This window comes from Pseudoclavibacter sp. AY1F1 (assembly GCF_002931075.1).
In the GTDB taxonomy this organism is placed as follows: domain Bacteria; phylum Actinomycetota; class Actinomycetes; order Actinomycetales; family Microbacteriaceae; genus Pseudoclavibacter.
In genome coordinates this window covers 19,551-36,985 of sequence record NZ_PSTQ01000011.1, presented here as the reverse complement: position 1 = coordinate 36,985, position 17,435 = coordinate 19,551, and the positions used below count along the sequence as shown (strand labels likewise).

The following is a 17,435-nucleotide window of genomic DNA, read 5'->3' as shown; positions in this document are numbered from 1 at the left end:
CAGGACTCAGGCCGTGTGCTGACCGAGTTCGTCTCCACGGCCGGACTGCTTGATGGCCTCGGAGACCGCCGACTCAGGCACCCGGAAGGACCGGCCGAAGCGCACCGCGGGAAGTTCACCGGAGTGCACAAGTCGGTACACCGTCATCTTCGAGACCCGCATGAGTTCTGCCACCTCGGCAACGGTCAAGAACCGCACATCAGACAGGTCGTTTGCCATGTGTTGCAGCTCCAAGGTGACGGATGATCCGCGCGTTACGGAAGTGAAGTGAGTGTCAGTTGAATACCTTATGGCCCAGAGCACTGCAGAAACAAGGTGCAGCGCGAATCATCCTGTGCCAAGGATTCGCGATTCCACCCGCGAGGAGTAGCATGACCGACGCCTCGCGCACGTGAGGAATCGACAACTGTGCTGTGAATTGGGGATGTGATGCGCACTCCGCGGGCCTCGAGCATCCCCGCACCCGTGGACACGGATGGGCTGCTACGGCGCATCGTCTCGGCGGTCGGTCGGAAGATCGACGACTTCGCGCACCACACGCCCTCGCGGTTCGCCGTGATCATCTTCACCAGCATCATCCTGCTGTGGACGACGATCTACATGCTGCCGATCTCCTCGGCGGATGGAACGGCGACCCCGTTCCACGAGGCGCTCTTCACGGCCGTCTCCACGATCTGCGTGACGGGGCTCTCCGTCGTCGACATGGCGACCCACTGGTCCGGTTTCGGCCACTTTATGGTGTTCCTTGGCATGCAGGTCGGCGCGATCGGCGTACTCACGCTCGCGAGCATCATGGGCGCGATCGTCACGCGGCGCCTCGGCCTGCGCCAGAAGCTCGTCGCCGCGAGCGACAGCAACGCACTGCGCACGCACGCCGGCCCCGTCTCAGAGTCGCAGGCCGTGAAGCTGGGTGACATCGGCGGGATCCTGGCGACGGTCGCGATCTCGCTGGTCATCATCGAGACCTGCATCGCGCTCCTGATCATTCCTCGTCTGCTCATCGCGGGTGAGCCGCTGTGGGATGCGATCCTCGACGGCTTCTTCTGGGCGACCTCGGCGTTCACCAACACGGGCTTCATGCCGACGAGCACCGGCATCGAGCCGTTCGCGACCGACGCGTGGATGCTGACGTGCCTCGCCACTGCCGTTTTCCTCGGCAGCCTCGGATTCCCAGTGATCTTCGCGCTCACCAGGTGGGTTAAGACGAAGCAGCGAATCTCAGTTCACGTGAAGCTGACCCTGTCGACGACCGTGCTCCTGTTCGTGCTCGGTGCTGTCGCCATCTATTTCCTCGAGGGCGACAATCCCGAGACGATCGGCGCGCAGAACCCGTGGTTCCGGCCCGTGACGGCCGGCTTCATGTCGGCCATGACGCGCTCGGGCGGGTTCTCGACGATCGACCTCGCAGACGCCGACCCCGCCACGATGCTCGCCATGCAGATGCTCATGTTCGTGGGTGGCGGCAGCGCGTCCACGGCCGGCGGCATCAAGGTCACGACGCTTGCCATCCTCTTCCTCGCGGCGTTCGCCGAGGCGAAGGGTGTCAACGACATCCAGGCGTTCGGCCGCCGCATCCCGAACGACGTGCTCCGCCTCGCCGTCAGCGTGACGCTCTGGGGCGCGACGATCGTGGCAGTCTCGTCCATCTCCCTCATGCACTTCGCGTCGGTGCCGTTCGACGAGGCGCTCTTCGAAGCGATCAGCGCGTTCGCGACCTGCGGCCTCTCAACAGGCCTGACCGGCGAATTGCCGGAGCAGGGCGCGTACATTCTCTCCATCACCATGTGGCTCGGCCGCGTCGGCACGGTCACCATGGCCGCAGCTCTCGCTTCCAGCGAGCACAAGCAGCTCTTCCGGCTGCCTGAAGAAAGGATCATCGTTGGGTGAGCCGATTCCACACAATGCGCCGGTGCTTGTCATCGGCCTCGGCCGGTTCGGCGCTGCGACTGCGGGCCAGCTGCAGCGTCAGGGCCGGGAGGTGCTCGCGGTAGACACCGACGAGGGTCTCGTCCAGAAGTGGGCCGAGCGGGTGACACATGCCGTCCAGGCGGATGCGCGCAACATCGAGGCGCTACGGCAGATCGGCGCGCACGAGTTCGCGGTCGCCGTCGTCGCTGTCGGCACGTCGCTTGAGTCGAGCGTGCTCGTCACCGCCAACCTGTCCGATCTGAAGGTGCCGCAGATCTGGGCAAAGGCGATGTCAGCGACGCACGGCAAGATCCTCGGCCGCATCGGCGCGCACCACGTCATCTACCCGGAGCGCGAGGCCGGCGAGCGCATCGCGCACCTTCTCTCGGGGCGCATGCTCGACTTCATCCAGTTCGACGACGACTTCGTGCTCGTCAAGCTGTACCCACCGAAGGCGATCCGCGGGGTGCCGCTCATGGAGTCGGGCGTGCGCACCAAGTACCGCGTGACGGTCGTGGGCGTGAAGAGCCCTGGCAAGCCGTTCACCTATGCCATGGCGGACACGGTGGTCTCGAACCACGACCTCGTGATCGTGTCGGGCTCGGCCTCAGACGTGGAGCGCTTCGCCGCCCTCACGTAGTCGCTGTGGCCCCGTCGCCTCGATCCCGGCGGCGGGGCCACAGCTTGTCGTCGGACGATCGCTGCCGCTAGTCGCGGGGCGGGTGCGGAGGCTGGCCGTACGGCTGAGCCGGAGGCTGGCCGTACGGCTGAGCCGGCGCGTGGCCGTACGGCCGAGCCGGCGCATCTCCGTAGGTCTGCATCGGCTGCTGCGCCGCCTGCTGGGCGAGCTGCGCCTGCTGCTGCGCGTAGAACTCGTAGGCGGCCCGAGCCTCCTGCTCGCGACGCTGCTTCGCGGTGACGAGCGGGGCCGTCGTGGTCTCGATGTTCTCCTTCTTCGCGCGCCAGATGACAAACGCGGCGACGATCGCGAGGAACGCGGCCGGCAGGAGCATGATCGGCCCGCCGGCCCCCTCCGAGCGGTCGATGCCCTCGTTGAGCTGACCCGTCAGGACAGAGGGGATGAACAGCATGACGTTGTTCGAGGCGTGGATGAGCACGGCGCTTTCGAGTCCGCCCGTGTACTTGACTGTGACCGACATGATGACGCCGAAGAAGAAGTAGTAGCCGATGAGCCACCAGTCGCCCGCGCCGTGGGCCAGGCAGAACAGTGCCGCCGAGACGGCCGTGCCGACGATGAAGGACAGCTGCGGCGACGACACCCAGGAGCCGGCCGCGCGTTGGAATCCGCCGCGCGCGACGTACTCTTCCGAGGCAGCCTGGAACGGGGTCGTGAGCAGCACGAAGATGAGCATGAGCATCGCCGTGCCGTCGATGTTGATCTCCGCGGGCTCGAGCAGGAAGAGGCCCGCCGAGTAGACCGCGAACACCGGGACGATGACGATCGCGAGCTTGCGGAACCAAGCCCAGCGGAACCGTCCGGTGACTGACGAGATGGTGCCGGGCTTCACGCCGAAGAGCATCCGCTGGCCGAGGTAGGCGAGCGGGAGGAGAGCCGCAAGGGCGAGGTTGTTGGTGACGAAGATCGCTGGAGTCATGGGGATCACGCCGCTCTCGACGGCTTCCCCGAGGGCTTCCTGGCTGAGCTCGCCGGTGAGCGTGGAGATGAGGATGCCGACGGCGCCGATCGTCATCGACGTGACGAAGAAGCCGGCGATGAGGAACGCGATGTAGAGGAGCCCCCTCCACCATCCCTTCCCACGCCCGATCGGGCTGAGTGCGTGGTCGTACGTGAGTCTGCTGCTGCCGGGGGGCTGCGCGGTGAGCGGAGCACTGCCGGTCGGGGTCGGAGTCATGCTGTGGTTGCTCATGCCTCGACGCTACTCACCGGCTGATGCCCGGGGGATCGGCCGCACGAATGATTCCGAACCTGCGCCGCTCGGCTGCGCGACGGAGGCGAGGCGGAGCCGAGCCGGAGCCGGAGCCGGAGCGGGAGCCCCAGCGGGAGCCGGAGCGGGAGCGGTCAGCGCTTGTGCGCGACGAGGTCCCGCAGGAGGAGTCGGTCGACTCGGTTGCCGTCGCCGGCGAGCCAGTCGCCGACTTCGCGCAGCAGGGATTCGGTCGTGGCGAGGCGTACTCGCTGCCACGTGAGTGCGTTGTCGACCTCGAGCGCCCCTTCGCGCTCGGCGACGATCGTCATCCAGCCGCGCACCGCCGACATCTCGCCGAAGAGCTTGTGGAACCGTTCGACGGCGTGCGGGAACTCGGCCGCGGGCGACGAGAAGGCGACGCCGTCGTGGGTGAGCTCGCCGTCGCGCGAGATGCCGTACGTACCTGGCGCCCAGAGCTCATCGTTGATGAGGGCCACCCTGCGGCCGCTGATGACCGCGTGCGCAATCGAGCCGGCACCTTGGCCGGGCACGCGCAGGCCATGCACGATCCGCACGCCGGGGATGCGGAGGAGCTGGCTGAGCGGTTCGCCGACTGACCGCTGGGCGAGGAACGCGCGCATGGGATTCGTGCCGCCGGCGGTGCCGCCCGCATCCATGGCCGTCTGGCCCGGCTCACCCCAGATCCGTTTGCCGTCGCCCGCGGGCGGGGCGGACTCGTTCGCGAGCTGCACAAGCAGCCGCTCGCGCGTCACCGCGACGCGGCGCTGCGCGAGGCCCGACCAGGCGAAGTAGCCGGATACAGCCGCGGCGAGGTAGATGGCCGCCTGCGTCAGGAGGCTCGCGAAGGCCGGGTTCTGCATGCCCGTGGTCGTGGCGAACAGGGATACGACGCCGAGGGTGGCAGAGAGGACACCCGCCACGACCGCGATCACGACCGTTGCGAGCCAGAGAACAAGCGCCCAGCGTGGCGCGCGCACCCTCAGCCGGAGCGTCAGCCAGGCCGCGCTCAACGCAACGTAGACAAAGACAGCCGGCCACATCGTCGGCGCCGCTTGAGCCCCGAAAGTCGGGGCGGCGAGGCGGGCGAAGGAGAAGTCGAGCAGGAGCAGGAGCGCGCCGAGGACGACGATCGCCGCATGCACCGTGACCGAAGCCAGCTCGCGGCGCGTGAAGGGGCGCTTGGCGGCAACGGCGGGGGGCCAGTAGACGGGCTGCTCTTGCCAGCGCGTGCGGAACCAGGCCATGCGCCGAACGTCGAAGACCTGAGCAGGGATGCGCGCGGGCGGTGGGGCGTCCCTGGTGGCCGGCTCGGCGTGCGCGCTGCGCCGCGGCGCGGAGGCCGGAGCGTCCTTCGACGCTCCGGAACGAGGGGGTGTGCGGAAGCGACCGCCACCGCCGGCAGAGCGTCTGCTCGTCGGCGCCCACTGGGTGCGCTGCTGGGCTCGAGTGCGGCGAGAGCCACCACCCGCCAGCCAAGCGTCGTGTTCTCGCCGAGTGGCCTCTTCCGTGAGCACTTCGACCGCGAGGCGCACCCTGACGAAGTCGTCAGAGCTCCCGCCGAGGTCTGGGTGCGACTCGCGCTGCCTCGCGCGGCCGACCCTGCGGATCTCCTCGAGCGAGGCAGTGCGGGAGACGCCGAGCACGAGGTACAGGTCTTCCGTGAAGACGTGCCTCCGACCGCTCATGGCCGCCCCTCCCGCTGCTGGTTCAAGTTCCCAAGACTACGCATCGATCGCTCCGTCGCCCGTCGCCGTGCGGGAGAAGACGAGCGTGCTGTTAGGAGTTCTCGGCGGCGAGTTCCGCGGAGCGGCGCTGGTTGGCGTCGAAGGCTCGCTCGAAAAGGCCCGCGAGATCTGCCTCCTGCAGCACGGCGACGGAGCGCTCGGTTGTCCCCTTCGGGCTCGTCACGCGGCGGCGCAACTCGGACGGCTCGGCCTCCGGGTCGCGCACGACCATGCCGACGGCCCCCTCGAACGTGCCGACGACCAGCTGCCTCGCGAGTTCTTCGTCGAAGCCCAGCCGTTTCGTCGCGTCGAGGTACTGCTCGATGAGGAGGAAGACGTGCGCTGGGCCCGACCCGGAGACGGCCGCGAGCGCGTCGATGCGGTCTTCGTCGATCGAGGCGACGCGTCCGACGCTCTCGAAGAGTGCGACCGCGACGGCCATGGACTCCTCGCTGGTCGAGTCGTTGGCGGCGAGGCCCGTGACGCCGAGCCCGATGCTCGCTGGGGTGTTCGGCATCGACCTGACGATCTGCGCGCCTCCTGGAAGGCGGGCGGCCAGGCTCTCGAGGCGCACGCCGGCGGCGACCGAGATGACCACCGCATCCGGCTTGAGCGAAGGGGCAATCTCGTCCAGCAGCTCCCCGATGAGGTAGGGCTTGACGCCGAGGACAACAACGTCGGCGTCCTCGACCGCGGCCAGGTTTGCCCGCGGGTCGTTCTCGAGCGCCGTCGTCGTGACGCGGTCGTCGCTCTCCGCTGCGGCAGCCGAAGCCGCCGACCGTGTCGTGACGTGCACGCGTGCCCCGTCGCCGAGGGGCGCGTCCAGCAGCCCGCGCAGGATCGCGCCGTTCATGTTGCCGCCGCCAAGGAACGCGTATGTCAGTGCCGTCATACCCGGATTGTACGGATGCACCACGGACAGTCGCCGAATGTGGCATCCGCTCTGAGAGCCGTCAGGGTGACCTCGGTATGCTGGCCGTTACTCGTCGCCGTCGAAGGGGAACTCGTGCCGAATCCGGAACTCGCCGCACATATTCGCGAACTGCTGCTCGAAAACCAGCACGTGGGTGAAGTGCTCCAAGTGCGCAGCGTGGAAGTCGACGATCGAGTCACTCTCGTGGGCGTGCGCGTCTCGGTACTGAACCTCCCACAGGTCCTCGACCTTCCTCCCGTGCTCGCCCAGCTCCGCGCGCTGGTGCGCGAGGCGGCCCCGCACGCTGAGGCGATCTTCGTCGAACCAGACGTGACGGAGCGGCACAACGTGCACGTGAGCACTGAGTCGATCGTCATCCGCTCGGTCGACTAGGCACCAGCGAGCGAGCGCTCAGTCTCGGAAGAAGCCGCGTACGAGCGCGGCGCATTCGGCTTCCCGTACCCCGGCGATGACGACGGCGCGCTCCGGCAACCGGCGGTCGCGCACGAGATCGTACCGAGATCCGACCGCGCCGGCTTTGTCGTCCCATGCCCCGTAGACGAGGGTGCCGACACGGGATGAGAGGATCGCCCCCGCGCACATCGCACACGGCTCGAGAGTGACCACGAGCGTGCACCCGTCGAGTCGCCAGGTGCCGAGTCGCTCGGCGGCGCGCCTCAGGGCGAGCACCTCGGCGTGGCCCGTGGGGTCGCCCGTCAGCTCGCGCTCGTTGTGCGCGCAAGCGATGACGGCACCGGATGCGTCGGTCACGACCGCCCCGATGGGCACGTCGTCGCTCGCGAGCGCCAGTTCGGCCTCGCCGAGGGCGATACCCATCAGCTCGTGGAAGCGCTCGTCGACGTGAAGTGACACGCTGCCCATCTTCCCACTGCGATCGCGCCGGGCTGGCCGAATGTCACCGGGAGGCCTTCAGCTTCGTTACTCTGTATTTCATGCGCCTGCACGTAGCCGACCACCCGCTCATCACCCACAAGCTCTCGGTGCTGCGGGACGAGAAGACTTCGTCGCAGCAGTTCCGCTCGCTTGTCGAGGAGCTGGTGACGCTGCTCAGCTACGAGGCCACGCGCGACGTCCGCACGGAGTCGTACGAACTGCAGACGCCTGTCGCGAAGACGACCGGGCTCCGCATGACCGACCCGGTCCCGCTCGTCGTGCCGATCATCCGCGCCGGGCTTGGCATGCTTGACGGCTTCCTGAAGCTCGTCCCCAACGTCGAGGTCGGCTTCCTCGGCATGCGCCGCAACGAGGAGACGCTGCAGCCGGAGACCTACGCGAAGCGCCTTCCCGAGAACCTGGCGAACCGCCAGTGCTTCGCACTCGACCCGATGCTCGCAACAGGCGGTTCACTTGTAGCTGCAATCGACTTCCTCTTCGACGCTGGAGCGGTCGACGTGACGGCCATCTGCATCGTCGCGTCCCCCGAGGGTATCGAGCGGATGCGCGAGGCGTTCGCCGACAAGAACGTCACGGTGGTCGTCGGGGCGCTCGACGAGGGCCTCAACGAGGAGGGCTTCATCGTCCCGGGCCTCGGCGACGCTGGCGATCGTCTCTACGGCGTCGCGGAATAAACTTCACGTCACCTGTTGACATGCGCCGTCACGAGGAAACATACTGGCGGCATGACGAACATCTCGCGACCCCTAACCGCCTTTTCGGCGACGGGAACAGCTGGCATGATGATGCCCAGCAACGCGATGTGCTGTCGAATGTGCCGCTGACTCCGGACCCGGTCCGTCGAGTCGCCGCAACTTCCGCCCCCTTCTCGCTCGTGAAGCTCTTCAGCGAAGAAGGAAACCTGAGCCCATCGGGCCAGCGTGGTCCAAGTGCTCGCTGCTCTCCGAAGCACCACCGCTTCCCGAAGCAGCACCGCTCCTCGCAGCACCGCACTTCACCGCATCCCGCCGAGGCTCCAGCCCCTCGGCACAGTTCGCGAACCGTCGCGAACCGCACCCGCACTCAGTCGGGTGTCATGAGCATCATCACCTCAAAGGACTTCCTCCCGTGTCTCTCGCAACCGACTTCCGCCGCCCCCGCACCCTGAATGCCGTGACTCAGATTCCAGAAACCCCCCGCCCCGCCTACGTCCAGGCGGTCCCCGCCGCGCCTGAAGCGCGCGGCTTTGTCCTCTACGTCGGCCTCGATGAAGCCAAGGCGAACCTCGACGGGACGACGCTCACCGAGCTCGTCGAAGCGCTCAAGCGAGTGACCGCCGAAGTCGCCCCGCACGCCGAGACTCACGCCGCCGTGGCGCTTGCGCCGAAGGGTGCTGGCGGTCGCGATGTCGAGGTTGTCCGTCTTGCCCTGCAGGACCCGCAGGCACTCGCCGCCCGGGGCGTCGATGACGACGAGCAGCCCGACTCCGCCGAGGGCGTCACGATCGACACGACACGCAAGCGCGTCAGCGTCTCCGGCGAGAACGCCGGCCTCACGTACAAGGAGTTCGAGCTCCTCCAGGCTCTTGTCCTGCGGGAGGGACGCACCGTCGACCGCACGGAGATCATCGACATCCTCTGGCGGGACAGCGACGAGGAGCGCCCGAACGAGCGCACCATCGACGTGCACGTGCGCCGCCTGCGCTCGAAGCTCGGTGCCTACGGAGACATCGTGCGCACGGTGCGCGGCACGGGCTACCGCTTCGATCGTCACGCGGACGTCGACGTGCTCTACCCGAACGCGCAGTCGCCCGATCGACTCTGAGCGGCTGAGATCGCGCCGCGGGGTGCGTTCCGCGGATAGCGCCTCAAGGATGCGGGCACTCCTGCCCTGCCGTCGCGCCGGATTCCGCCGCTGGATGTACTGGCCAGTACACTCGACGGAAGCTGCCGAGACGAAGAAGCTGGAGGGCCGATGATGCCGACGAGCAACCCAGTGGAAGCTTGGGAGTCGCTCTTCCGCGCGCAGGTCTCGATCATGCGCGAGCTTCGCGGCGAGTTCTCCAGCAACTCGATGTCGATGAACGAGTACGACGTGCTGTTCAACGTGGTCCGCGAACCGCAGGGGCGCATCCGTCTGCGGGATCTGAATCGGAACGTGCTCATCACGCAGTCTTCCGTGTCGAGGCTCGTCGACCGGCTTGTGATGCGAGGCCTCCTCGTGAAGATCGACGACAGGCTCGACCTCCGCTCGACGCTCATCGAGATCACGCCAGAGGGCCGCGCCGAGTTCACTCGAGCCGCCCGCACGCACATGCGCAACATTCAGGAGCGGATGACGGGCGCCCTCGACCCTGACGAACTGCGCACGCTGCAGTACCTCTGCACGAAGCTCCGCCTCGGGCAGACGGGCGGTCGCGGGCGTGACTACGACGCCTGACTTCGCCTGGGCAGGCGATCCCTCCCCTGAGCCGCTCGACGCAGCCGCCGCGAATGCGCTCGCGCACGGCCTTCAGGTCATCGCCGACCCGACGAGGCTGCGCATCCTCTCGCTCGTCGCCGCGAACCCCGACAGGCCGACCACCGTGACGGAACTCGTCTCGGCGCTCGGATGCGCCCAGTCGACGGCTTCGCACCACCTGCGGATCCTCGTCGACGGCGGTTACCTCAGCTACGAGCGCAGCGGCACGTGGGGGCTGTACCGCCTCGAGGTGCGGAAGCTCCTCGAGACGTCGGCGAGCATCCGCCCCCGTTGAGAGCCCCTCTACTCTCAGGCGAGCAGCCCGTCAGCCCTCCAGGTGTCGCTCGTCGACGCCGTTGTAGACCGCGAGCGGGCGAATAAGCGAGTTCGCCGCCGCTTGCTCCATGACGTGGGCCGTCCAGCCGGTGATACGCGCCGCCGCGAAGAGCGGGGTGAAGGTCTGCGTATCGAAGCCCATGAGGTGGTAAACAGGTCCCGCCGGGTAGTCGAGGTTGGGCTTGATGCCCTTCCGCTCGCCGAAGCTCTTCTCGAGCGCCTCGGCCAGCTCGAGCAGGTCGCGGCGGTCGTAGTGCTCGACCAGCCTCTCGAGCGCGGCGTGCATCGTCGGGACTCGTGAGTCTCCGTTCTTGTACACGCGGTGCCCGAAGCCCATGATCTTCTTCTTGCTCGCGAGCGCGTCATCAAGCCACGCTTCGACGTTGGCCGCCTCGCCGATCTCGTCGAACGTGTGCATGACCGCCTCGTTCGCACCCCCGTGCAGAGCGCCCTTGAGCGCGCCGATGGCGCCGACGACCGCCGAATAGAGGTCGGCAGTCGTCGACGTGATCACGCGAGCCGTGAAGGTGGAGGCATTGAAGGAGTGCTCGGCGTACAGCACCATCGAGACGCGGAACGCGTCGATGACCTCCGGGGCGGCCTCCTCACCGAAGGTCATCCAGAGGAAGTTCTGCGAGTAGTCGAGGTCGTCACGGGGCTCGACGAGCTCGAGCCCGTGCCTGCGCCGCTGGTCGTAGGCGACGATGGCGGGGAGTGCCGCGAAGAGCGCCTTGGCCTTCGCGAGTTCGGCGTCCGCCGAGGGGTCTTCCGCGTCTGGATCGTTGGCGCCGATGATGCTCACGGCGGTGCGCAGGACGTCCATTGGATGCGCAGACTTCGGAAGCGCGTCGATCACGGCCCGAACGTTGTCCGCGAGCGCACGGCCCGCGCGTTCCTCCGCCTCGAACTCAGCCAGCTCGGACTCGCTCGGCAGCTCGCCGCCCCACAACAGCAGGGCGACCTCCTCGAAGCTCTTCTGCGACGCGAGCTCCTGCACCGGGTAGCCCCGGTAGAGCAGCGAGTTGGTCTCCGGGTTGACCTTCGAGATGGCGCTGTAGTCGACGGGCACTCCTGCGAGCCCCTTGTAGATCTCCTGCTCAGTCATCGTTGACCTGGCCTTTCCTTAACGCTGAAATTGAACACTCCGCTGTCGAAGTGGTTATACCCCTCGTAGTCGACAAGCTCGTACAGCTCCGAGCGGTGCTGCATCTCGTCGAGCTTGCCGGTGAGGGTGCCGTGCTCGATGAGTTCGTCGAGCGCACCGGCGGTCGCCCCCATGGAGATGCGGAGCGTCGAGACCGGCCAGATGACGAGGTTCATGCCCACGTCGGCGAGCTGCTGCACGGTGAAGAGCTCGCTCTTGCCGAACTCGGTCATGTTGGCGAGCAGCGGCACGTCGACCGCGGCGCGCATGGCCGCGAACTCCTCGAGGGTCGCCATCGCCTCGGGGAAGATGGCGTCGGCGCCGGCGTCGACGAGCTTCTTCGCCCGGTCGATGGATGCGTCGAGTCCGTCGACGGCTCGGATGTCGGTGCGAGCCATGACCAGGAAGTTGTCGTCGCGCCGTGCATCCACTGCCGCCCTGATGCGCTTCAGCGCGGTCTCTTCGTCGACGACCTGTTTGCCGTCGAGGTGCCCGCAGCGTTTCGGGTTGACCTGGTCTTCGATGTGCATGCCGGCGAGGCCCGCGTCTTCAAGCTCCTGCACGGTGCGGGCGACGTTCATGGGCTCGCCGAAGCCCGTGTCGGCGTCGATGATGGCGGGCAGCTCGGTCATGCGGGCGATCTGCTTGCCACGGCCGGCCACCTCAGTGAGGGTCGTGAGGCCAATGTCGGGCAACCCGAGGTCGGCCGAGAGCACGGCGCCAGAGATGTAGACGCCCTCGAACCCCTTCTGCTCGATGAGGCGTGCCGAGAGGGGGTTGAAGGCGCCGGGGAAGCGCAACAGCTCGCCGCTCGCGAGGCGCGCGCGGAATGCCGCGCGCTTGTCCGCTGGGCTGGTCTTGGCGTACAGCATCAGAAGATCCCTCCACCCTCGGTGAACTCAACGACGCCTGGCAGAGCAACGAAGCCGAGCTGCCCCAGCTCCCCCGGGTGGAGTTCCGGGAGGCGCTGCGCGGTGTCGAGGAACCGCTCGATCTCGCCCTCGTCCACGACGCCCGCCGCGAGCGTGCGGAACTTGTTGACGTACTCGGCGCGCGCGAACGGGCGAGCTCCAAGGGGATGCGCGTCGGCGACGGCGATCTCGTCGCGGATGACGGTGCCGTCGGTGAGCAGGATCTCGACGCTCCCACCGAACGCCTTCTCGGCGATGTCGAGCGAGTGGTAGCGACGCGTCCACTCGGGGTCTTCCTCGGTCACGACCCGCTTCCACAGCTCGACCGTGTCGGGCCTCGCCGCGCGCTCGGGCGCGTAGGAGCCGACGTGATGCCAGGCCCCGTCCTGCAGGGCGACCGTGAAGATGTACGGGATCGAGTGGTCCAGCGTCTCGCGGCTTGCCGTCGGGTCGTACTTCTGCGGGTCGTTCGCGCCCGAGCCGATCACGAAGTGCGTGTGGTGGGAGGAGCGGATGAGGATGCGCTCGATCCGGTCCGGGGCTGTGGCCAGCTGTGGGTGCTCGTTGTGGAGCCTGCGGGCGAGGTCGATCCAGGCCTGCGCCTGGTACTCGGCCGAGTGTTCCTTCGTGTAGCTGTCGAGGATCGCGGTCTTCGCCTCGCCCGAGGCGGGGAGCGGCACCTGGTAGCGCGCATCCACGCCTCCGAGGAGCCAAGCGATGACGCCGTCCTCGCCCTCGTAGATGGGGGTGGGGCTGGTCTGCCCGCGCATCGCCCGGTCGACGGCCTCGACCGCCATCTTCCCCGCGAAGGCCGGCGCGTGCGCCTTCCACGTCGAGATCTCACCCTTGCGCGACTGGCGGGTCGCGGTGGTCGTGTGCAGTGCCTGGCCGACGGCCTGGAAGATCGTCTCGGTGTCGAGGCCGAGGAGCGTGCCGATGCCGGCGGCGGCCGATGGGCCGAGGTGCGCGACGTGGTCGATCTTGTGCTCGTGCAGGCAGATGCCCTTTGCAAGGTCGATCTGGATTTCGTAGCCCGTCGCGATGCCCCGCACGAGCTGCTCGCCCGAGATCGCCCGCTGGCCGGCGAGGTGCTGGGCGACGGCGAGGATCGGCGGGATGTTGTCGCCGGGATGCGAATACTCGGCCGCGAGGAACGTGTCGTGGTAGTCGAGCTCACGCACGGCCACGCCGTTGGCCCAAGCCGCCCACTCCGGGGAGGTGCGCTGCGCGTCCTCGAGCCCGAAGAGCGTGGAGCCGGCGCCGTGCCGCGAGACGCCGTGCGCAAGCGCCTGGTCTCGGGCGGCGACGATGGGGGCACGCGTGAGGGAGGCGGCCGCGACGGCGGCGTTGTCGATCACGCGGTTGATGACCATGTCGGTCACCTCGGCCCGGACGGGAACAGGGTCGGCGGCGACCTCGGCGATCTTCCACGCCAACTGGTCTCGGCGTTCCAGGTTCTCGTCGCTGCGGTGGACTCGGACGTCGTGGAGATTCACGTAGAGAGGATCCCTTCGGGAGAAGTTGACTGTGATGCGCTCGGTTCCAGGGAGGCGAGCGCGGTGGTGAGGCTGCGGTGCAGGTGGAAGTGGGTCGCGTGGGACGCGAGGCGGGGGTCGTTCGCGAGGATCGCGTCCACGACGCCGAGATGCTCGCTCGCCGCTTCACGCAGACGAACCGGGTTGTGGCGCGAAAGTCGCCGCACCCGAGAAGAATGCAGGCGGCACGACTCGAGCGCCACGCTCAGGTACTCGCTCGCCGCCGCCTCGTCGATGGCGCGGTCGAGCGCATCCACGAGCTCGAAGTAGTCGGCGATGCCCTCTTCACCGAGCTCGAGCAGCCGCGGGGCGTCGAGCAGGCGGATGCGGATGGGCTCGAATCGATCGGCGTCGCGACGCATCGCCGCGAGCGCGGCCGCCTGCGTCTCGAGCGCCTCGCGCAGCTCGTACAGCTGCACGACCCGATCGGCGCTGATCTCGGAGACGACGAGTACGCGCGGCGATTGACTGCGGACGAGGCCGTCGGCGAGGAGGCGCGTGAACGCGCCGCGGACGGGGGTCCGGGACACGGCGAGGCGGCTGCTCTGCTCGACTTCCGTCAGCACGGCTCCCGGCGGAAGCGCGCCCGCGAGGATCTCTTCGCGGAGCACCGCGTAGACGCGATCGCTGGCGAGCATGGATCCTCCTCGTTCGGACACCCCCAATGTATGCACTGAGGAGTTGAGGAGCAATATTTCTGCGAATACTGCCAGCTTGTGCATACATAACCGGACGGTCCAAAGGTGCCCTAGCCTTGGCGAGCAGACGCTCTCCTGGGCGAGCGCATCCCTTGTTGCCGAGGAGGCACCCGATGTCCAACCCATCCCGACCGGCTATGGCCCAAGTAGCAGCTGATCTGTTCCGCAGGAACCCCGTCATGTGGGGGTTCTCGGTCGCGATCGGGCTCCTGCTCGCCGCGCTGCTCGCGACCACCGTCATCCAACTGCAGTCGGTCGTGCTCTCGGTGTTCATCGCGTTCTTCATCACGCTCGGCCTCGACCCGCTCATCCGTCTCCTGCAGCGCTGGGGTCTGAAGCGCGGCATGGCGATCGTGTCCGTCATCGTCGTGTTCGTCCTGATCGTCGCAGGCCTCATCTGGGTCGTCGTCCCCATCCTCGTGAGCCAGATCAGCACGCTCGTGACGACGGTGCCGCAGGAGATCACCCGCCTCAACAACGAGGGCTGGTTCGACACGATCAACGAGGCCACGAACGGAGCGGCGACAAACGCACTCGACTGGGCGCAGAAGACCGCAACCGACCCGAACACGTGGGCGACCGTCGGCGGCGGGGCCGTGCAGGTCGGCTCCTCGATCGTGAACGGGGTCAGCACCGGACTCTTCGTCTTCATCCTGACCCTCAACTTCATCGCGACCCTCGGCAGCATCAAGAAGGCCGGCTACTCACTCGTCAACGCCTCCGTGCGACCCCGCTTCGAGGAGTACGCGGAGCGCATCATGGCCTCCGTCGGGTCCTACCTCAACGGCATGGTCGTGCTCGCCTTCATCAACGCCGTCTTCAGCGGGCTGCTGCTGTGGATCGTCGGGGCCCCTTACCCGTTTGTCGTCGCCGTGATCTGCTTCTTCATCACGCTCATCCCGCTCATCGGAACGATCATCACGACGATCTTCATGACCGTCATCGCGCTCTTCGCCTCCCCCATCGCCGCGCTTGTCGTGCTCGTGGCCATGCTCGTGTACATGCAGGTCGAGGCGTACATCCTCACGCCGCGCGTCATGTCGAAGGCAGTGCAGATCCCCGGCTCGCTTGTGCTCATCGCGGCGCTCGCCGGTGGCACGCTCCTCGGACTCGTCGGAGCGCTCGTCGCGATTCCGATGGCGGCAGGTGTTGTTCTGCTCGTCCGCGAGGTCGTCATCCCGCGCAAGGCCCGCGCCTGACACGGAAGCCCCGGGGTCCGGGCGGCTCGGAAGCACGGACGTTCGGTTACCTCCCGCGGACGCACGGTCAACCGCGGGAGGCCATCGTCGGGGAGGCTTGAGGGCATGACCACCGGAACCATCCCCACCGTCGCTGCGACGCAGACCCCGCAGACGCAGATTCCCCCGAAGACGGCGTGGGCCGCCATCGCGGCCATGATGGCGACGAGCTTCGTGCTCGTCCTGGCCGAGTTCCTGCCGCCGAGCCTCCTGCCATCGATGGCCGCGTCGCTCGGCATCACGGAGGGGCAGGCAGGGCAGACGGTGACGGTGACCGCGTTCATCGGCTTCCTCACGGCCCCCACCATCGGCATCCTCGTCCCCCGACTCGACCGCCGAACCCTGCTCGTGGTGCTCGCGGGTGCCGCCGCCCTCTCGAGCGCGATCGTCGCCGTCGCCCCCGGATTCGTGCTCCTGCTCGTCGCGCGCCTCCTCCTGGGCGCGGCGCTCGGCGCGTTCTGGGCCATGTCGATCGCCATCGCGGCGAGCCTCTCAGAGCCCCGCCACCTCGGGCGCGCCATCATGCTCGTCAACACGGGCACCACCGTCGCGACGGTCGCGGGTGTGCCGCTCGGCAGCTACCTCGGCACGATCATGGACTGGCGCCTCATCTTCGCGTGCGTCGCGATCGTGACCGTCCTCGTCGCCATCGCCCTGCGTCTCGCCCTGCCGCACGTTCCCCCGACCGCGTCGAGCGGCGGCCTGCGCTCACTCGTCGACACGCTCCGTGTCCCCGGCATCCGAGTCGGCCTGACGGGGCACATCCTCACCGTCCTCGGGCACTTCGTCGCGTTCACCTACATCCGCCTAGCAATCGATCGCGTGCCAGGCCTCGACAGCGTTGGCGTCGCGGCGCTGCTCGTCGCCTTCGGCGTCGGCGGTGTGGTCGGCAACTTCCTCGTCGGCCTTCTCGTCGACCGCCACCTGGCCGTGCTCCGCTTCGCCGTACCGCTCCTCATCGGCGTCTCGATCGGCGTCGTCGCGCTCGCGCCAGGCCAGCTTTGGCTCATCGCCGTGGCCGTCACCACATGGGGCATCGGCTTCGGAGGCTGGCTCACGACGCTCGGAACCTGGATGGGCAGGCTCGTCCCCGATCGCATGGAATCAGGTGGTGGGCTCTCCGTCGCCGGCTTCCAGCTCGCGATCACCCTCGGCGCCGGCGTCGGCGGCCTCCTCATCGACCTGATCGGCGTCACTCCCGCGCTTGTCGTCGCATCCGCGTCGGCCATCGTGGGCGGCCTGATCTTCGGCAGCGCGCGCTTCCCGGGCCGCCGCAGCTAGGGCGTGAGCTAGGGCGTGCCTGCCGCCGGGCCCAGCGGTGCCACCTGTTCGGGAGGTGCGATCAGCTCAGCAGGTGCGTCTGCCCGAACATGACAGCGGTCGCGCGGGCGGACGGGTTCCCCGCATCGAGATCGGCACCCGCCCCCACGAGCATCTGCACGATCTTGTCCTCGCCCTTGAACAGGGCACCCGCGATGGGCGACTGGTCTCGCGCGTTGCGCAGGTCGACGTCGGCTCCGCGACTGATGAGCGCCTCGACGGTGTCCGGGTGCCCGCTGTAGGCGGCGAGCATCAGCGCCGTGTTGCCTGCCGCATCCTGCAGGTCGACGGGCATGCCCTGTTCTATGAGTTCCAGCAGGGTCTGGCTCTCGCCACGGCGAGCGCAGCCCATTGCAAGCTCCGTCAGGGTCGCCATCTGTTCGGGGGTCAGTTCGGGCATGCCAACAGGCTATCCGCTCGCTTGCGGCCCCCGGCGAAGGCGGC

19 protein-coding genes are annotated in these 17,435 nt (G+C 67.9%); 9 read left to right on the top strand and 10 right to left on the bottom strand.

Features of this window, described 5'->3' with window-relative positions; translation table 11 throughout:
• Positions 1–6: 6 nt before the first annotated feature.
• The gene (locus C5B85_RS14890) at positions 7–219 is read right to left on the bottom strand and encodes a helix-turn-helix domain-containing protein (RefSeq protein ID WP_068478412.1); all 213 of its coding nucleotides are present in this window, start codon (positions 217–219) and stop codon (positions 7–9) included.
• Positions 220–429: 210 nt separating this feature from the next.
• Here C5B85_RS14890 and C5B85_RS14885 point away from each other — a divergent pair, with 210 nt between their 5' ends.
• Positions 430–1,887, top strand: a complete 1,458-nt coding sequence (locus C5B85_RS14885) for a TrkH family potassium uptake protein (protein ID WP_104286804.1) — start codon at positions 430–432, stop codon at positions 1,885–1,887.
• On the top strand, positions 1,880–2,548 hold the full coding sequence (locus C5B85_RS14880) for a TrkA family potassium uptake protein (protein ID WP_068478414.1): 669 nt from the start codon (positions 1,880–1,882) through the stop codon (positions 2,546–2,548). Before C5B85_RS14885 ends, C5B85_RS14880 begins: the two co-directional genes overlap by 8 nt.
• A 67-nt stretch (positions 2,549–2,615) precedes the next feature.
• On the opposite strand, the gene C5B85_RS14875 is transcribed toward C5B85_RS14880, so the two are convergent.
• The 3 genes from C5B85_RS14875 to proC all read right to left on the bottom strand — a co-directional run bounded on the left by C5B85_RS14875 (position 2,616) and on the right by proC (position 6,434).
• Complete coding sequence (locus C5B85_RS14875; protein WP_104286803.1) at positions 2,616–3,797, bottom strand: type II CAAX prenyl endopeptidase Rce1 family protein; 1,182 nt, start codon at positions 3,795–3,797, stop codon at positions 2,616–2,618.
• A gap of 152 nt (positions 3,798–3,949) precedes the next feature.
• The gene (locus tag C5B85_RS14870) at positions 3,950–5,503 is read right to left on the bottom strand and encodes a DnaJ domain-containing protein (RefSeq protein WP_104286802.1); all 1,554 of its coding nucleotides are present in this window, start codon (positions 5,501–5,503) and stop codon (positions 3,950–3,952) included.
• 91 nt (positions 5,504–5,594) lie between these two features.
• Positions 5,595–6,434 carry a pyrroline-5-carboxylate reductase gene (proC, locus tag C5B85_RS14865; RefSeq protein WP_104286801.1) on the bottom strand — a complete coding sequence of 280 codons (840 nt, stop codon included), beginning with the start codon at positions 6,432–6,434 and terminating at the stop codon, positions 5,595–5,597.
• A gap of 114 nt (positions 6,435–6,548) precedes the next feature.
• On the opposite strand from proC, the gene C5B85_RS18980 reads away from it, so the two are divergent.
• Positions 6,549–6,848, top strand: a complete 300-nt coding sequence (locus C5B85_RS18980; RefSeq protein WP_146077972.1) for a hypothetical protein — start codon at positions 6,549–6,551, stop codon at positions 6,846–6,848.
• An 18-nt stretch (positions 6,849–6,866) separates the two neighbouring features.
• On the opposite strand, the gene C5B85_RS14855 is transcribed toward C5B85_RS18980, so the two are convergent.
• Positions 6,867–7,337 (bottom strand): nucleoside deaminase, encoded by a 471-nt coding sequence (locus C5B85_RS14855; protein WP_374953102.1) that lies wholly within the window; start codon positions 7,335–7,337, stop codon positions 6,867–6,869.
• A 71-nt stretch (positions 7,338–7,408) separates the two neighbouring features.
• On the opposite strand from C5B85_RS14855, the gene upp reads away from it, so the two are divergent.
• The 4 genes from upp (at position 7,409) to C5B85_RS14830 (ending at position 10,104) form a co-directional block, all read left to right on the top strand.
• Positions 7,409–8,044, top strand: coding sequence for a uracil phosphoribosyltransferase (upp, locus tag C5B85_RS14850; protein ID WP_068478425.1), 636 nt, complete (start codon positions 7,409–7,411; stop codon positions 8,042–8,044).
• Between the two features lie 433 nt (positions 8,045–8,477).
• A complete protein-coding gene (locus tag C5B85_RS14840) occupies positions 8,478–9,173 on the top strand; it encodes a winged helix-turn-helix domain-containing protein (protein WP_104286798.1) in 696 nt (231 codons plus the stop codon).
• Positions 9,174–9,323: 150 nt separating this feature from the next.
• Positions 9,324–9,788 (top strand): MarR family winged helix-turn-helix transcriptional regulator, encoded by a 465-nt coding sequence (locus C5B85_RS14835; protein WP_104286797.1) that lies wholly within the window; start codon positions 9,324–9,326, stop codon positions 9,786–9,788.
• On the top strand, positions 9,772–10,104 hold the full coding sequence (locus C5B85_RS14830; protein WP_181064455.1) for a helix-turn-helix transcriptional regulator: 333 nt from the start codon (positions 9,772–9,774) through the stop codon (positions 10,102–10,104). The genes C5B85_RS14835 and C5B85_RS14830 overlap by 17 nt, the downstream gene beginning before the upstream one ends.
• Before the next feature lie 30 nt (positions 10,105–10,134).
• Here the strand turns inward: C5B85_RS14830 and C5B85_RS14825 are convergent, their stop codons facing one another.
• From C5B85_RS14825 to C5B85_RS14810, 4 genes are read right to left on the bottom strand one after another with little or no spacing between them, the layout of a single operon-like run.
• Positions 10,135–11,250 (bottom strand): bifunctional 2-methylcitrate synthase/citrate synthase, encoded by a 1,116-nt coding sequence (locus tag C5B85_RS14825; RefSeq protein ID WP_104286795.1) that lies wholly within the window; start codon positions 11,248–11,250, stop codon positions 10,135–10,137.
• Complete coding sequence (prpB, locus tag C5B85_RS14820) at positions 11,247–12,161, bottom strand: methylisocitrate lyase (protein ID WP_104286794.1); 915 nt, start codon at positions 12,159–12,161, stop codon at positions 11,247–11,249. The genes C5B85_RS14825 and prpB overlap by 4 nt, the downstream gene beginning before the upstream one ends.
• On the bottom strand, positions 12,161–13,696 hold the full coding sequence (locus C5B85_RS14815; RefSeq protein WP_104286793.1) for an MmgE/PrpD family protein: 1,536 nt from the start codon (positions 13,694–13,696) through the stop codon (positions 12,161–12,163). The genes prpB and C5B85_RS14815 overlap by 1 nt, the downstream gene beginning before the upstream one ends.
• Complete coding sequence (locus tag C5B85_RS14810) at positions 13,693–14,373, bottom strand: GntR family transcriptional regulator (protein WP_104286792.1); 681 nt, start codon at positions 14,371–14,373, stop codon at positions 13,693–13,695. The genes C5B85_RS14815 and C5B85_RS14810 overlap by 4 nt, the downstream gene beginning before the upstream one ends.
• Positions 14,374–14,546: 173 nt before the next feature.
• On the opposite strand from C5B85_RS14810, the gene C5B85_RS14805 reads away from it, so the two are divergent.
• Together C5B85_RS14805 and C5B85_RS14800 are read left to right on the top strand one after the other, a co-directional pair.
• Positions 14,547–15,632, top strand: a complete 1,086-nt coding sequence (locus C5B85_RS14805) for an AI-2E family transporter (RefSeq protein WP_104286791.1) — start codon at positions 14,547–14,549, stop codon at positions 15,630–15,632.
• 105 nt (positions 15,633–15,737) lie between these two features.
• Positions 15,738–16,952: an MFS transporter gene (locus C5B85_RS14800; RefSeq protein WP_104286790.1), complete on the top strand. Its 1,215-nt coding sequence runs from the start codon at positions 15,738–15,740 to the stop codon at positions 16,950–16,952.
• Positions 16,953–17,013: 61 nt separating this feature from the next.
• Here the strand turns inward: C5B85_RS14800 and C5B85_RS14795 are convergent, their stop codons facing one another.
• Complete coding sequence (locus C5B85_RS14795; protein ID WP_104286789.1) at positions 17,014–17,391, bottom strand: ankyrin repeat domain-containing protein; 378 nt, start codon at positions 17,389–17,391, stop codon at positions 17,014–17,016.
• Positions 17,392–17,435 lie beyond the last annotated feature (44 nt).

Excerpts from the sequence above, each read along its gene's own strand:
- C5B85_RS14890 (WP_068478412.1), bottom strand. The coding sequence starts at position 219 with ATGGCAAACGACCTGTCTGATGTGCGGTTCTTGACCGTTGCCGAGGTG.
- C5B85_RS14885 (WP_104286804.1), top strand. The coding sequence starts at position 430 with ATGCGCACTCCGCGGGCCTCGAGCATCCCCGCACCCGTGGACACGGAT.
- C5B85_RS14875 (WP_104286803.1), bottom strand. The coding sequence starts at position 3,797 with ATGAGCAACCACAGCATGACTCCGACCCCGACCGGCAGTGCTCCGCTC.
- C5B85_RS14870 (WP_104286802.1), bottom strand. The coding sequence starts at position 5,503 with ATGAGCGGTCGGAGGCACGTCTTCACGGAAGACCTGTACCTCGTGCTC.
- proC (WP_104286801.1), bottom strand. The coding sequence starts at position 6,434 with ATGACGGCACTGACATACGCGTTCCTTGGCGGCGGCAACATGAACGGC.
- C5B85_RS14855 (WP_374953102.1), bottom strand. The coding sequence starts at position 7,337 with ATGGGCAGCGTGTCACTTCACGTCGACGAGCGCTTCCACGAGCTGATG.
- upp (WP_068478425.1), top strand. The coding sequence starts at position 7,409 with ATGCGCCTGCACGTAGCCGACCACCCGCTCATCACCCACAAGCTCTCG.
- C5B85_RS14835 (WP_104286797.1), top strand. The coding sequence starts at position 9,324 with ATGATGCCGACGAGCAACCCAGTGGAAGCTTGGGAGTCGCTCTTCCGC.
- C5B85_RS14825 (WP_104286795.1), bottom strand. The coding sequence starts at position 11,250 with ATGACTGAGCAGGAGATCTACAAGGGGCTCGCAGGAGTGCCCGTCGAC.
- prpB (WP_104286794.1), bottom strand. The coding sequence starts at position 12,161 with ATGCTGTACGCCAAGACCAGCCCAGCGGACAAGCGCGCGGCATTCCGC.
- C5B85_RS14810 (WP_104286792.1), bottom strand. The coding sequence starts at position 14,373 with ATGCTCGCCAGCGATCGCGTCTACGCGGTGCTCCGCGAAGAGATCCTC.
- C5B85_RS14805 (WP_104286791.1), top strand. The coding sequence starts at position 14,547 with ATGTCCAACCCATCCCGACCGGCTATGGCCCAAGTAGCAGCTGATCTG.
- C5B85_RS14800 (WP_104286790.1), top strand. The coding sequence starts at position 15,738 with ATGACCACCGGAACCATCCCCACCGTCGCTGCGACGCAGACCCCGCAG.
- C5B85_RS14795 (WP_104286789.1), bottom strand. The coding sequence starts at position 17,391 with ATGCCCGAACTGACCCCCGAACAGATGGCGACCCTGACGGAGCTTGCA.